Below are 13,224 nucleotides of genomic sequence, written 5' to 3' on the forward strand. Positions count from 1 at the left end.
GTTTCCGGCCGAAGAATCCACGGTGGTAGCTAAGTGGTCCCCGGAGAAGCCTTGATTATGGTTGGTAGCTAGCAGGTCGGTATGGACCCCGGTTCCGTTTCCGACGTCGACCACGTGACTCACGGCGGGACCGCCGACCACTCGCTCGTCGATTTCAGCACCGGCTCGAACCCCGAACACCCGTCCGGCCTCGCTGGCGTCTACGAATCGGCGCTCGCCACGGCGCGGCGGGACTCGCTGGACGACTACTCGCGGTTCCGCGTCGCCGCCGCGGAGTTCGTCGGCTGCAACCCCGACGAGGTCATCCCCGCCGCTGGCGTCATCGAAGCGCTCCGACTCGCCGTCGGCGTGACCGTCTCGCCCGGCGACAGCGTGGCGCTTCCGGCCCCTTGCTGCGGCGAGTACGCCCGCGAAATCCGGCTTCAGGGGGGCGACCCGGTCCACGTTCCGCACGACCGCCTCCTCGAAACCGTCGACCCCGCCGAGCACGCGGCGGTGATTCTCAGCTATCCCGCCAACCCGGTCGGGACCGCGTACCCGCGAGACGAGCTTCGGGCGTTCATCGACGGCTGTCGCCGGGCCGACACGCCCGTCATCGTCGACGAGACGTACCTCGGCTTCACGCGCCTCCCGAGCACGGCCGGCCTCGACGGCGTCATCGCGCTCCACTCGGTGACGAACGTCTTCGGCGTCCCCTCGCTCCGCGCGGGCTTCGCGGCCGCGACGGGCGACCTCGGTGACCGGCTCTCGCGGGCGCGCTGTTCGTGGGTGCTTTCGGCTCCGGCGGTGGAGGTTGCGACGTTCTGTCTCGAACAGGAGGCTTTCCTCGAAGCCACGCGGAACCGGGTCGAACGGGAGCGCCCGAGGGTGATTGCGGGGCTGGACCGACTCGGCTACGACCCGCACCCCGCCGACAGCGCGCTCGTGTTGTTCCGCGCCGACGACGTCGATTGCGTCCTCCGCGAGACCCGACGGCGCGGATTCGCCGTCCGCGACGCCCGCGACTATCAGGGCCTCGACTCACACGTCAGAATCAGCGTCCGCCGCCCGGACGAAAACGACCGCTTGCTCGACGCGCTCGCCGAGGCGTCCTGAGCAACCGCGTCACCCACCGACGCGCTCGCCGGGACGCGAACGCCGACTCACCGACGACTCACCGACGACTCGCCGCCGAGCCGACGCCAGCCGACGGTCGCAGTTCCGTCCCGGATGGGGCCGCGGAACTCGGTTGCACGCCGCGATTCGAACCGCCGTCACCGATTCAGGTACACGATGAACGCGATGGTGAGGAGGGTCGCGTACACCGCGAACGTCGAGTCCTCGACTGCGAAAGCGAACGATTGGATGACAATTCTGAACATCGGTGGTCGTTTCACACACTGTTGGCCTCACTATTAATGCTTGTTACTGGTTGACACGATATTCGTCGGCGCGCGTCCACCCCCGTTCCGAACACTTATGCGAAATCGCCGGGCACGTGGGGGCATGGTCGAGGCGTTCGCCGTCGCCAGCGGGAAGGGCGGCACCGGGAAGACGACGAGTACGCTCGCGCTGGGGATGGCGCTCGCCGAGGAGTACGACGTGACCGTCATCGACGCGGACACGGGCATGGCGAACCTGCTTTTCCACGCCGGATTGGACGACGCCGACGTGACGCTCCACGACTTACTCATCGACGACCACGACGCCGCGGTGTCCGACGCGGTGTACGAGCGGTTCGGGCTGTCTGTCGTCCCCTGTGGGACGAGTCTCGCGGCGTTCGAGGCCGCGGACCCCGGTCGCCTCCGCGACGTGGTCGCCGAGCTCGCGGCCGACACGGACGTGTTGCTCCTCGATTCGCCCGCCGCGCTCGGTTCCAAGAGCGCGGTGCTCCCCGTCGTCCTCGCGGACCGCATCGTCGTCGTCCTCCAGCCCACCGTGCCGTCTCTGTCCGACGGGCTGAAAGTCCAGGAGTACGCCCACTCCTACGGCACCGACACGGCGGGCGTGGTGTTCAACCGCGTGCGCCCCGACGAGAACGTGGAGACAATCGCCGAGCAGGCCGGCCGCTACTTCGGGGGACAGACGCTCGCGTCGGTCCCCGAGAGCGACGCGGTCCGCGCGGCCCGCCGCGAGGGAAAACCCCTCCTCGCGCACGCCCCCGACGACCCGGCGGCCGACGCCTTCCGCGAGGCGGCCGCCCGACTCGACGTGCGCGACGGCGACGGCCGCGAGGTCGCAGAGCGGTTCAAAAGCGCCGTCGTCCCCGAGCGAATATGAGAATCCCGCGGGGCGAACTCCGTCGGTCGCGCGTCGTCGACGACGCGGCGGCGGTGCTTCGGACGGTGCTCGACGAGGAACTCACCGGCTACGTCGTCTTCGAGCCGCAGGACGCGCTCCTGCTCGGCGAGACCACCCGCGGCGTCGTCACGTTCGAAGACGGAGTTCCGGTCCTCGCCTACGACACGGAACGCGAGGTCGGCGGCCGCGACGGGCTGGAGGGGTTCGCCGTCACCGGCCCGACCCGCGCCGCGGTCCACGCCGTCGACGCCGCGGAGCTCGCGGACGCCCACGAGGTCGAGGCGTTCCGCGTCCCGCCGGGCGAGCCGGCCCGCGTCCTCGCCGGCGACGAGCGGTTGGCGACGAAGACCCTCGACGCCGCCCCCGCCGCGCGCCGCGAGGAGAGCCGCGACCAGAGCGCGGTCGAAGCGTTCCTCGCCGACGCCGACGCCATCGAGGAGATTCGGTCCGAGGCCCGCGAGGAGGCCCGCGCGAGGGCGTCGGAGTGGGGGCTCGACGACGTGCTGGCGGACGACGCCGACGAGTCGGCCGCGATAGACGCCGGCCCGGATAGTCGCTGACACGCTTCTCGACGGTTGAGAACCGTCTTCTGTGGCTATCGCTCTGCGGCGTCTCTCTCTAGGTATGTCCACCGAGAAATCCCAGACCCGGAATCAGACCCTGACGTTCGCCGTCGCCGCGGCGGCCGAATCACCGACCGAGACCCGCGTCTCCGTCCGCGACTTCGAGTTCGTCGTCGACGAGCCCGAATCGCTGGGCGGGGCGAACGCCGGCCCGAACCCCGTCGAGTACGTCCTCGGCGCGCTCGCCGGCTGTCTGAACGTCACGGCCCACGTCGTCGCCCGCGAGATGGACCTCGACGTTCGCGACCTCGAAATCGCCATCGAGGGCGACCTGAACCCCGCGACGTTCATGGGCAAGCGCGACGACGGCCGCGCCGGCTACGAGGAGATTCGCGTCGCGGTCACCGCCGACGTGGACGCCGACGAGGCGACCATCGACGCGTGGCTCGCCGCCGTGGAATCGCGCTGCCCGGTCAGCGACAACCTGACCAACGCGACGCCGCTCACGCTCTCGTTCGACCGACGGTAGGTGTCGTCCTCGCCTCGCCCACGCGGGGATAGAGCCAAACCGCCGTCGTCCGTAGTTCTCCTGTGACCGTTCTGCGCCTCCTTCGACTCCGCCGGCCCGCCGACTTCGCGGACTGGTACCGAATCGGTGCCGAGTACGTCCACGACGTGGCCGCGGGCATGGGACTCCGCGTCGGCGATTTCGAGTCGCGGGTGGTCCGCGCGACGGACGCCATGCGGGCGGGGCGGACCGACCTCCCACCGGACCTCGCCCGCTCCGTCGCCGCAGACCTACTGGCCGACGCGGCGTTCTGCGACCCGTTCTGTCAGTGGATGCCGCTGTGGTACGAACTCGGCCTCGCGGCCCCGTGCGCCTACGCCGACTACCGACTCCGGCGGGTCGCCGAGCAGTACGCCGACGACCTCCCGCACCTGTCGGTGCCGCGGTTCTCCCGCCCCGAAGACGTGTACGTCGACGGCCGCCCCGCGACGGCGTGCGTCGACGGCTTCGCCGAGCGGTTCGTCCTCGCCGACGCCGTCCTCCACCTGGAGTGGTTCGTCTACGTCGCCCGCGAGTCGGGCATCTTCGTCCCGCCGCTGTTGGTCGAGCGAACCCGCGAGCAGACCGTCGCCTACTACGCCGGCCGGCGGGAGGAACTCGACCCCGACGTGCGGAGCTTCCAGCGACTGCTGTTTTCGGACGACGAGTGGGTCCGCCGCATCGCCGACGTGTACGACCTCGACAGCGTCCTGTTCGACTACTGGGAGCGAATCCTCGCACAGGAGCGCCGCCGCCTTTCGACGTTCGACGGCTGACCGTTCGGCCGCCAGCCGTGTGTTCTGAACACACGCAGCATATGACATTTGAAAAATGTTTTAATGGAGGACGTTGTAGTGTCTACTGCAGGTAGATACCTGCACTTGGGTTGCGTATACAGGGGAGGTTTTCCCCAGTGTCCGTGGAGTGCGGGCGGGTGCCCGGTCGTCCGCGCTCTTCCTTCTCATCCGTCGAGCCGTGCGGCCGCCGCGCAAAACATATCGGTCTCGGCGGGTCTCACGCCGTGGGCGGTTCGACAGCGCCGAGTTGCGTGAGCATGCCGAGCATGTCCGGTTGGACCCACCGCTCGGCAATCACGCCGTCTTCGATGCGGGTAAACACCATGTTGCCGACTTCGATGGGCTTCCCGGTCGGTTCGATACCCATGAACGCGCCGTCGTGGGTCCCGCGGAGCGTGACGCGCATGGCGACCGTGTCGCCGTCGGTAATCGCGTCTTCGACCGTCGCGGAGAAGTCGCTGAACGACTCCTTGAGTCCCGAAATCTGGGCTTTGAGTTCGTCGCGTCCGCGGACCTCCCCGAGCGGACTGTGGTCGAGGACGTCCTCGGCGCAGATTTCGTCGATGAGGCCGACGCTCCCCTCGCTCGCGACTTCCTCCGGGAAGCGTCGCGCGATTCGTTCGTTCCCCGTCGGTGTCGGTGTCGGTGTGCTTGCTGATGCCATTCTTGTTCTCTCCTCTCCGTCGCACCCGTCCGCAGACCGCAGCGTTCTCGCGTACCGCCGGCGGCGGATACACCGAACCCTACGCTGTGTGAGCTGTTAACTATTCTCTATGCATCTCTCGGCGTCCAGCAGACAGTACTGCTCTTAACAGACACAACAAAGGGACAGAAGACGAGCGTCGTTTGGTTCTCTCGAATTGAGTTTTGGACGACCTCTATCGAATCTCCAATACGCTGTGTAACCGAAATAAGTAGTGGCAATTCGCGAGTGATATCTTCGGACTTAGATTTTTCAAACACACGCCCCCTGAATTCCCCCGATTCGATACTGTATGACATATGCATTACTCTGTTCTCGGGTCGACCTCCCGGCGCGGTAATCTTTGTAGCGAACCTGTGCACATTTCGGGCCGACGCGCGTACGGCGAACCCTCAGCGATGACTCTCTCACAGCAGACGGGGCGGCGGCCGCGCCCGGGGCCGGTGCCCGACCCGTTCGAACGCAATACGTATATGGGTGTGCTCGCACGAACTTCGACAATGAACGACGCGTTAGTACGGTGTTGGACAGATGAGTGAGGTCCACAACGACGTGCAGGCGTACACGCTTCGACTCGAACTGGTCGACGAACCCGGCGAACTCCTGCGGTCGCTGCAACCCATCGCCGAACACGGGGGGAACCTCCTCTCGATTTTCCACGAGCGCGGCAACGTCACCCCGCGCGGCTACATCCCGGTGGAAGTCGACATCGAGGCGACGCCCGACCGCTTCGACAACATCGTCGAGGGGCTGAGCGACGCCGGCATCAACGTCATCCAGGCCGGCACCGAGCGGTACAGCGAGCGCCTGACCATCATCCTCTCGGGACACCTCATCGAGACGGACCTCTCCGACACGCTGACGCAGATCGAGGCGACGCGGAACGCGACCGTCACCGATATCTCGCTGTCCGCACCCGCCGGCTCTATCGACGTCTCCAGCGCCCGCTTCCAACTGGCCGCCGAATCGGGGTCGACCGAAGACGTCCTCTCGGCCATGCGCGACATCGCCGACGAGAAGGACCTCCAGCTCGTCGAGCCGCTGACTGTGGGGGGTCGCGCGTGAGGCTCTGCGTCCTCGGTGCCGGTGCGGTCGGCAGCGCCGTCGTCGAACTCGCCGCCGAACACGGCCACGTCGTGACCGCGTTCGCTGACTCCGACAGCGCCGTCGTCGACGCCGACGGCATCGACGCCGACGCGGTGCTGTCGAAGAAGCGAGAAGACGGCGTGGTCGGGGATGCCGACCCCGAATCGGTGTTCGACGCCGACTACGACGTGTTAGTGGAGGCGACGCCGACGACGCTCGGTGACGCCGAACCCGGCTTTTCGCACGTCGAGCGCGCGCTAGCCGACGACTGCCACGTCGTCTTGGCGAACAAAGGCCCGGTCGCGGAACGCTACGCCGACGTGCGTGCGCTCGAAGCCGACAGCGAGGGGACCGTCCGCTTCGGCGCGACCGTCGGCGGCGCGCTCCCCATCCTCTCGACTATCGAGGACGTGGGCCCGTCGCGCGTGTCGGCGGTGTACGGCGTGCTGAACGGGACGGCGAACTTCGTCCTCTCGCGGATGGCCGCCGAGGGACTCGACTACGAACACGTCCTCGCGGAGGCACAGGACCTCGGCGTAGCGGAGGCCGACCCGGCCTTCGACGTCGACGGCACGGACACGGCGCTCAAGGGCGTCATCGTCGCCAACGTCCTCGCCGAGGGCGAGACGGAGTTCACGCTCGGCGACGCCGAAGTCGAGGGGATTCAGGAGCTCTCGGGGGGGATGCTCGACCTCGCGCAGGAAGACGGCCAGACGATTCGACTCATCGTCGAAGTCGCGGACGGTTCGGTCCGCGTCGGCCCGCGACTGGTGTCCGCAAACGGGGCGGTCGCCCCGTCGGGGACGGAAAACGCCGTCCAAATCGAAGCCGACTACTGCGGCCGACTGGGCATCACCGGGCGCGGGGCCGGCGGTCCAGAAACGGCGAGCGCGGTGCTGACGGACGTCGAGCGGCTTGCCGACTGACGCCGGGCGACGAGTACGAGTTCGCGGCGAGAAGAGATGAAACGAGTCTGCTGCGGGCGGCCGCAGGTCGCCGGCGTCAGTCCGAGAGCGTCAGTTCCTTCGGCACCGACACCTCGCTCCGAATCGTGTCGATGACCTGTCCGTCGACGCGCTCGTTTTTGGTGAGTTCGATGAGCGAGGCGAGCTTTTCGAGCGGAATCTGCCCCGGCGCGTAGTCGTTGTCGTCCGCGAGGAGGGGCGCGTAGCCGAGCTTCGACCCGTAGAGATGGCCGATGACGCGGGTGTGACTCCCGAGTTCGCCCATCGAGATCCCGGCCACGTCGATGCCGCGGTTGGTCGCGTCGTTGACGGCCTCCAAGAGCGTGAGCGTGTCGCGCTGGTTTTGGGGGTACACCGCCACCTTCGCAACGTCACCGAACTCCGCGCACTGCTCGATGATGGCGTCGAGCACCTCGCGGTCGGGCGTCTCATCGAAGTCGTGATGCGAGATGATGAGCTGCACGTCGTTCTCGCGGAACTCGTGGGCCAGCCACTCCTTGGCGCGGACGGTTTCGAGTTCGATGTCGACGAACTCCACGGCGTCGTACCGAGATGCGGAAAACAGGTCGTCCAATCGTCCGGTGTCGCTTGCCTTCCCCCCGAACCATCGTGCGCGATTGGTCGCGATTATCGGGAGTTCGCCGTCGTACGCGGCGAGTTGTTCGAGCGGGTCGTCCGCTTGGTCCATTCGGAATTCGATGAGGTCTGCCACCCCTCGTGCGTCTACCTCTCGTGTGAGGTCGTTTGTTGTCGCCGCCAGTGCAGACTCGTCGAGTTTCATGTGAACGCCTATCATCCCATCGCCTATAAATCTTAGCTGTCGACGCAAGAGTTCTCACCCCCTCGTAGGCGGTGAGAGACGCCGTTTTCGGCGGTTTCTCCGGAATGTTCATCGAATATATCGGCTATGAGCCGACGATTATGAGGCGCTGATTTGAACACTGTCGAGAAACCTTCGGCGTTCGGCGTCAACGCTCGGCTATCTGTTCTCCGACGACGCGACCGGACACCGGCAGTCGGCGTCTGCCGGCGACCGACGTGGGCGCGCGCAGTCGGTGAGCCACCCGGTCGAGTCGTTCGGTCGCCCGGCCGTCCGACCACCCCGACCCGAACGGCGTCTCGCCCGGACGAGTCGGTCCTACTCGGTCGAATTATCTCTGATTTTTTTGAGTACTGTATTTCTGATAGTATCACCGTCTCGTCGGCACAACACTCCCGTGTCGGGCCGGTCCGAAACACCGACAGTCGCGGACGATTCCGCGGACGAACCGCCCGGTTCGACGCGGTCGACCCGTCGATTCGCCGTCCCCGACTCGACGGGCTCACCGGGCCGCAGAGACCCACTCGACGAGGTTCGACAGCTTTTCGAGGTCGATGTCGTTCGGAGCGCACTCGTCGCTGACGATGGGTGCATAGGCGATGGACGCACCGTAGAACACGCCGATAACGCGGGTGTGGCGGCCGATTTCGCCCAGCGCGTAGCCGGTAACTCGCATCCCCCGTTCGGAGGCGGTATTGAACGACTGCAACAGCGCGAGCGAGTCGGTTTTCTCCTCGGCGGTGACGACGAGCTTCGCCACGTCGCCGTAGTTATTACATTCTGATACTATCTGCAAAAGTTCCGTCTTCTGAGGTTTCTCGTGGCGGTCGTAGTGGGAGACGATGAGTTCGACGTCCTGCTCGCGCAGTTCGTCTCGGAGCCATCCGCACTCACGAATCGTCCGCAGCTCCACGTCGACCATCTCGACGGCGTCGAACGCGGCGGCGGCCACGAGGGTCTCCAGCCGGTCGGACTCGGCGGCGGTTCCACCGGCCCACTCCGGCCGGTTCGAGACGATGAGCGGAACCGACCCGTCGTACTCGTCGAGCGCGTCGAGCGGGGTGGTCGCCCCGTCCATCCGGAACTCGACGTAGTCCGCGATGCCCTCCGCGGCCGCCGCTTCGGTCAGCGTCTCGGTCACTCCGGCCAACGCGTATGCGTCCGCAGCCATGGAACTTGATACCAAGCACTCGTATAAAAATAGTTCCCTGCCGAGCGCGTTTCGCCGTCACCTGTCAGTCCCTCGAAACCCGACACACAGTCACGCACGCCGCCGTTTTGACAATGTTGGAACCATCCGAGAGTCACGAATCTCGGTCGACGACGGCGTTTCGCGGATAACTATGACAAACTTAATCCTGTAATTATCATGGTCTTACAGACCATATTTGTTTCAACGATGTCGAAATACGGACGGTCGAAGCGGCGCGTTTCCGAGCGAGACGAACTTACCGCCGCCACCAAGATTTAAATCGGGGAGTTCCGTATCCCTCAGTATCGATGGTTACGCAGCAAGTCCTAGTCACGGGTCCGTTCGGTGAGGCGGGCGAAGCGATTCTCAACCACCTCGCGGAACGCGACGAGTACGAGTTCACGTATCTCGACCGGACCGAACACCCGGAGTACGAGACGTTCGTCGCAGACATCGCGGATTACGAGGCTATCCGCCCGGCGTTCGACGGGCAGGACGCCGTCATCCACCTCGCCGCGCAGTCCGACGCGGGCGCGGCCTTCGAGGATATCATCGAGCCGAATATCATGGGCACGTACAACGTCCTCAAGGCGATGGAGGACGCCGGCGTCGAGAAGCTCATCTACGCCTCCTCCCAGCGCGTGATGGGGCTGTACGAGGAGGACCTCGCGCCCGACCTCTACGAGGAGGACTATCCCAGCGAGTACGACCCGCTTCGGCTCACCCACGAGACGCTCCCGAAGCCCGACGGCTACTACGGTGCCTCGAAGATGTTCGGCGAGCACATCTGCCGGACGCACGCCCGCCGCGACGGCGCGCCGAGCCAGGTCTACTCGATTCGCATCTCCAGCGTGCGGACCGAGCAGTACGACCACCCCTACGGCGACGCTGAGCGCGGCGTCGACCGCGGCGACGAGCACAAAGTCGAGGACGGCGAGGTGTGGGACCAGTCACAGACGGGCTCGTGGGAGCGCGGGAGCGACGAGTACGAGGAGATGGTCAAGCGGCTCAAGGCGACGTGGACCTCGCAGCGTGACTTCGCGCACCTGCTCGAATGCTGTCTCGAAGACGACTCGGTCACCTACGACACGTTCTACGCGGTGAGCGGCAACAAGGCTCGCTGGTTCGACACCGACCACGCGAAGGCGGTCCTCGACTACGAACCGGCCGACGACGGCTCCGAGTGGGACAGCCCTCCCGAGTGAGACGACGGGAGATCGCCGCCGAGCGCAGCGACCGCGGCCGACGGCGCTTCGGTCGCCCGCTCAGTACTGCTTGATTTTCAGCTCGATGATGTTCTTCTTGTTCAGGAGCGCCGGGCCGAGTTCTTCTTCGATGCGGCCGTCCTCGATGCGGCTCATCGGGCCGCTGATGCTTATCGCGCCGACGGCGTCGTCCGGCTCGGAGACGATGGCGGTGCCGACCGCGCAGACGCCGGGGTAGTGTTCGCCGCGGTTGATGGAGTAGCCCCGGTCGCGAATCTCCGCGAGTTCCTCGTGGAGCGCCTCGCGGTCGGTGATGGTGTCGTCGGTCAGGGCCGGGAGGCCGCGGCGGTCGACGATGCGGTCGACCTCGTCCCGCGAGTGCTTCGCGAGCATCGCCTTCCCCGTCGCCGTCGAGTGGAGGTAGAGGTGGTCGCCGAGCGGCGCGTCGTCGTCGATGGACTCCGGGCTCTGGGCCTTGTAGAGCTGGACGGCGAACCCGTTTTGCTCGACCGTCACGTTGGTGTGCTCGCCGGTCTGTTCTTTCAGTTCGTCGAGTTCCGGCTTGGCGACCCGGTACAGCGCCATCCCGTCGCGCATCGCCCCGCCCATCTCGAGGAACCGCAGGCTGCAATGGTACTCGCTTCCGACCTTGACGACGTAGTCGGTGTCCACGAGCGTCGCCAGATGGATGTGCGCCGTGCTGACCGGCAGCTCCATGTCCTCGGCGGTCTCCGACAGCGTCGCGCCGTCGACTTCGCGGAGATATCGGATGATGTCGAACGCCTGTTCGACGCTCTGTATCCGCCGCGAGCCCGACCCGGTGGAGTTCGTCATGACTTGACGATGGGCCACCGCGTCCCTAATAGCACCGATTCGTTTCAACGATGTTGGAGTTCGGCGGGTCGAACGTCCTGACCGCCGGGGTCGCGTGGCCGACGCGTCGCTCGCGACTGGTCTGGGTTCGGGAAAAACGCGGGTCGCGCGGGTAGCATGACAGTCGACGTGCGGACTGTTCGAGTCGGTCGTCGTCGCGGCTCGCCGCGTCTTCGGTGACGTTACTGAATCGAGTCTTCGGGACCGACGATGGTCAGGTTCTCGAACAGTTCGTCGTAGCCGTTGAGTTCGTAGAGGTACTCGCCCTCGAGGACTTCCTCGCGGACGGAATCTTCGGCGCTGAGCTTCTCGTGTGCGCGTTCGAGGACTTCCTCGGCTCCCTCGCGGGGAATGACCGCGAGCCCGTCGTCGTCGCCGATGACGATGTCGCCGGGGTCGACGCTGACGCCGCCGACGGAGACGGTGACGTTGATGGAGCCGGGGTCCTGCTTGAGCGGTCCCTGCGGATTGACGCCGCGGCCGTACACCGGGAACTCCATCTCGGCGATTTCGCGGCTGTCGCGGTACGCGCCGTCGATGACCAGTCCGGCGAGGCCGTTGGCCTGACACGAGGTGCACATCAGTTCGCCGACGTGGCCGGTGTCGGTGTAGCCGTCGCAGTCGATGATGAGCACGTCGCCGGGCTCGGTCAGCGTAATCGCCTTGTGGATGATGAGGTTGTCGCCGGGCGCGGCCTTCACCGTGACCGCGGTCCCGGCCATCTCGACGCCGTCGTAGGCTGGCCGGAGGCCGGCGTCCATGGTCAGTCCGATGTTGCCGGTCACGTCGGAGACGATGGTGCTCGGAATCTCCTCGAACGCCTCGACGAGTTCGCGGTCCGGTCGCTCTACGTCGGGCTCTATCGTGTGCATACCCGACTCGATGCGGACGATTCACGTTAAACTATCGGTCGGTCGAACGCTTGCGGTCCGCGTCGCGGGTCGCGGGTCGCGGGCGCGCTGTGAGGAGCCGCTCGCGGTGTGGAGCCGACGAAAAGAGAAGGGCGCAGGTACGTGTCGAGTCGGGTGCCTCTGTCGCGGGGAACGGGATTCGATGGCGGCGGTGGCGACGTTACTGCTCTTCGATGCCGAGTTCGTCGACGAGGTTGCCGTAGAACTCGTACTGCTGGTCGAGGAAGTCCTGAAGCTCGTCGGGGCCGCGTTCGACGCGGATGAAGTTGTTGTTCTCCATGAACTCCACGAACGAGTCGTCCTCGTAGACGGCGCTGTACACGTCGGCGAGCTGTTGCTTCAGTTCGTCGTCGATGCCGGCGGGCGCGAAGTGCGCGAGCCACGAGCCGATGGAGATGTCGAGACCCTGGTCTTGGAGCGTCGGCGTGTTCGGGAGCGCCTCGACCTGCTGGTCGAACGCCACGCCGAGGGCGGACAGTCCGCCGTCTTGGACCTGCGGCGCGACCTCGGCCGCGCCGACCGCGGTACAGTCGACCTCGCCGTTCACGACGGCCGTCATAGCCGGGGCGGCACCCTCGTAGGAGATGTGCTCGACGTTGACGCCGGCCTCGCTGGCGATGCCGGCCGCCGCCATGTGCCACGACGACCCGAACCCGGAGTTCGCCATTTGCAGGGTGTTGTCCTGCCCGTAGCTGATCCACTCGTCGAGCGTGGAGAACTCGGCGTCCTCGCTGACGACGAGCGCCGCGGGGAACTCGGTGTACTGCATGATGGGCGTGATGTCGTCGGGGCTGAGGTCGGCGATACCGAGGTGCTCGAACAGCGCAATCTCGGGGGCAGTACAGCCGATGGTGTGCCCGTCGGGCTCGGCGTTGGCCGCCGCGTTCATCCCGACCGAGCCGGAGCCGCCGGTCTGGTTGCTGACGTTCCACGAGACATCGGTGTGGTTCTCAGCCGCGTCTGCGACCGCGCGGCTCGTTCGGTCGGCTCCGCCCCCGGCGGACCACGGCGAGATAACCTCGACCGGACGGGAGGGCCACTCTTGCTCTCCCGAGAGGCTGCCGAGACAGCCGGCCGAGAGCGCAACCCCGCCGACGCCGGCGGCCTTGATGAAGTTCCGTCTGTTCAGCGCGCTCCGTCCACTCCGATTGCTAATGGTGTCGTCTCCCATTGTACCCGAATGTTTGAACAATCCATACAATAAGCATTGTGGTCGCTCCGAATATGGCGCGACGGTCGATACCGCGGTGCAGTTCTGAACGATTTCGCGCGCCCGCGAGCG

The 13,224-nt window shown here is 66.2% G+C and carries 14 protein-coding genes; 8 read left to right on the forward strand and 6 right to left on the reverse strand.

Annotated elements, in window-relative coordinates; all coding sequences use genetic code 11:
* Positions 1-81: 81 nt before the first annotated feature.
* The 5 genes from DEQ67_RS03070 to DEQ67_RS03090 all read left to right on the forward strand — a co-directional run bounded on the left by DEQ67_RS03070 (position 82) and on the right by DEQ67_RS03090 (position 4,166).
* The gene (locus DEQ67_RS03070) at positions 82-1,095 is read left to right on the forward strand and encodes a pyridoxal phosphate-dependent aminotransferase (RefSeq protein WP_006600673.1); all 1,014 of its coding nucleotides are present in this window, start codon (positions 82-84) and stop codon (positions 1,093-1,095) included.
* 390 nt (positions 1,096-1,485) lie between these two features.
* The gene (locus DEQ67_RS03075) at positions 1,486-2,259 is read left to right on the forward strand and encodes a P-loop NTPase (RefSeq protein ID WP_115802200.1); all 774 of its coding nucleotides are present in this window, start codon (positions 1,486-1,488) and stop codon (positions 2,257-2,259) included.
* Positions 2,256-2,840 (forward strand): hypothetical protein, encoded by a 585-nt coding sequence (locus tag DEQ67_RS03080; protein WP_004044338.1) that lies wholly within the window; start codon positions 2,256-2,258, stop codon positions 2,838-2,840. The genes DEQ67_RS03075 and DEQ67_RS03080 overlap by 4 nt, the downstream gene beginning before the upstream one ends.
* A gap of 64 nt (positions 2,841-2,904) precedes the next feature.
* Positions 2,905-3,372, forward strand: coding sequence for an OsmC family protein (locus tag DEQ67_RS03085; protein ID WP_115891370.1), 468 nt, complete (start codon positions 2,905-2,907; stop codon positions 3,370-3,372).
* Positions 3,373-3,434: 62 nt separating this feature from the next.
* Positions 3,435-4,166, forward strand: coding sequence for a hypothetical protein (locus tag DEQ67_RS03090; protein ID WP_004065151.1), 732 nt, complete (start codon positions 3,435-3,437; stop codon positions 4,164-4,166).
* 238 nt (positions 4,167-4,404) lie between these two features.
* Here the strand turns inward: DEQ67_RS03090 and DEQ67_RS03095 are convergent, their stop codons facing one another.
* Positions 4,405-4,851: an ester cyclase gene (locus DEQ67_RS03095; protein ID WP_115802202.1), complete on the reverse strand. Its 447-nt coding sequence runs from the start codon at positions 4,849-4,851 to the stop codon at positions 4,405-4,407.
* 570 nt (positions 4,852-5,421) lie between these two features.
* On the opposite strand from DEQ67_RS03095, the gene DEQ67_RS03100 reads away from it, so the two are divergent.
* Positions 5,422-5,955: a hypothetical protein gene (locus tag DEQ67_RS03100; RefSeq protein ID WP_004065146.1), complete on the forward strand. Its 534-nt coding sequence runs from the start codon at positions 5,422-5,424 to the stop codon at positions 5,953-5,955.
* A complete protein-coding gene (locus DEQ67_RS03105) occupies positions 5,952-6,902 on the forward strand; it encodes a homoserine dehydrogenase (RefSeq protein WP_115802203.1) in 951 nt (316 codons plus the stop codon). Before DEQ67_RS03100 ends, DEQ67_RS03105 begins: the two co-directional genes overlap by 4 nt.
* Before the next feature lie 76 nt (positions 6,903-6,978).
* On the opposite strand, the gene DEQ67_RS03110 is transcribed toward DEQ67_RS03105, so the two are convergent.
* Together DEQ67_RS03110 and DEQ67_RS03115 are read right to left on the reverse strand one after the other, a co-directional pair.
* Positions 6,979-7,653, reverse strand: coding sequence for a type I 3-dehydroquinate dehydratase (locus DEQ67_RS03110; RefSeq protein ID WP_004044332.1), 675 nt, complete (start codon positions 7,651-7,653; stop codon positions 6,979-6,981).
* A gap of 610 nt (positions 7,654-8,263) precedes the next feature.
* Complete coding sequence (locus tag DEQ67_RS03115; RefSeq protein WP_115891369.1) at positions 8,264-8,932, reverse strand: type I 3-dehydroquinate dehydratase; 669 nt, start codon at positions 8,930-8,932, stop codon at positions 8,264-8,266.
* 329 nt (positions 8,933-9,261) lie between these two features.
* Between DEQ67_RS03115 and DEQ67_RS03120 the strand changes: the two genes are divergently transcribed.
* Complete coding sequence (locus DEQ67_RS03120) at positions 9,262-10,158, forward strand: NAD-dependent epimerase/dehydratase family protein (protein WP_004065139.1); 897 nt, start codon at positions 9,262-9,264, stop codon at positions 10,156-10,158.
* Positions 10,159-10,218: 60 nt separating this feature from the next.
* Here the strand turns inward: DEQ67_RS03120 and DEQ67_RS03125 are convergent, their stop codons facing one another.
* The 3 genes from DEQ67_RS03125 to DEQ67_RS03135 all read right to left on the reverse strand — a co-directional run bounded on the left by DEQ67_RS03125 (position 10,219) and on the right by DEQ67_RS03135 (position 13,113).
* Complete coding sequence (locus DEQ67_RS03125; RefSeq protein WP_115860382.1) at positions 10,219-10,992, reverse strand: IclR family transcriptional regulator; 774 nt, start codon at positions 10,990-10,992, stop codon at positions 10,219-10,221.
* 221 nt (positions 10,993-11,213) lie between these two features.
* A complete protein-coding gene (locus DEQ67_RS03130) occupies positions 11,214-11,903 on the reverse strand; it encodes a 4-carboxy-4-hydroxy-2-oxoadipate aldolase/oxaloacetate decarboxylase (protein WP_004065137.1) in 690 nt (229 codons plus the stop codon).
* Between the two features lie 199 nt (positions 11,904-12,102).
* Positions 12,103-13,113: a Bug family tripartite tricarboxylate transporter substrate binding protein gene (locus tag DEQ67_RS03135; protein WP_004044327.1), complete on the reverse strand. Its 1,011-nt coding sequence runs from the start codon at positions 13,111-13,113 to the stop codon at positions 12,103-12,105.
* Positions 13,114-13,224: the final 111 nt, after the last annotated feature.

This window comes from Haloferax sp. Atlit-48N (assembly GCF_003383015.2).
Classification (GTDB): domain Archaea; phylum Halobacteriota; class Halobacteria; order Halobacteriales; family Haloferacaceae; genus Haloferax; species Haloferax volcanii.

Excerpts from the sequence above, each read along its gene's own strand:
- DEQ67_RS03120 (WP_004065139.1), top strand. The coding sequence starts at position 9,262 with ATGGTTACGCAGCAAGTCCTAGTCACGGGTCCGTTCGGTGAGGCGGGC.
- DEQ67_RS03085 (WP_115891370.1), top strand. The coding sequence starts at position 2,905 with ATGTCCACCGAGAAATCCCAGACCCGGAATCAGACCCTGACGTTCGCC.
- DEQ67_RS03075 (WP_115802200.1), top strand. The coding sequence starts at position 1,486 with ATGGTCGAGGCGTTCGCCGTCGCCAGCGGGAAGGGCGGCACCGGGAAG.
- DEQ67_RS03130 (WP_004065137.1), bottom strand. The coding sequence starts at position 11,903 with ATGCACACGATAGAGCCCGACGTAGAGCGACCGGACCGCGAACTCGTC.
- DEQ67_RS03135 (WP_004044327.1), bottom strand. The coding sequence starts at position 13,113 with ATGGGAGACGACACCATTAGCAATCGGAGTGGACGGAGCGCGCTGAAC.
- DEQ67_RS03095 (WP_115802202.1), bottom strand. The coding sequence starts at position 4,851 with ATGGCATCAGCAAGCACACCGACACCGACACCGACGGGGAACGAACGA.
- DEQ67_RS03080 (WP_004044338.1), top strand. The coding sequence starts at position 2,256 with ATGAGAATCCCGCGGGGCGAACTCCGTCGGTCGCGCGTCGTCGACGAC.
- DEQ67_RS03070 (WP_006600673.1), top strand. The coding sequence starts at position 82 with ATGGACCCCGGTTCCGTTTCCGACGTCGACCACGTGACTCACGGCGGG.
- DEQ67_RS03125 (WP_115860382.1), bottom strand. The coding sequence starts at position 10,992 with ATGACGAACTCCACCGGGTCGGGCTCGCGGCGGATACAGAGCGTCGAA.
- DEQ67_RS03100 (WP_004065146.1), top strand. The coding sequence starts at position 5,422 with ATGAGTGAGGTCCACAACGACGTGCAGGCGTACACGCTTCGACTCGAA.
- DEQ67_RS03115 (WP_115891369.1), bottom strand. The coding sequence starts at position 8,932 with ATGGCTGCGGACGCATACGCGTTGGCCGGAGTGACCGAGACGCTGACC.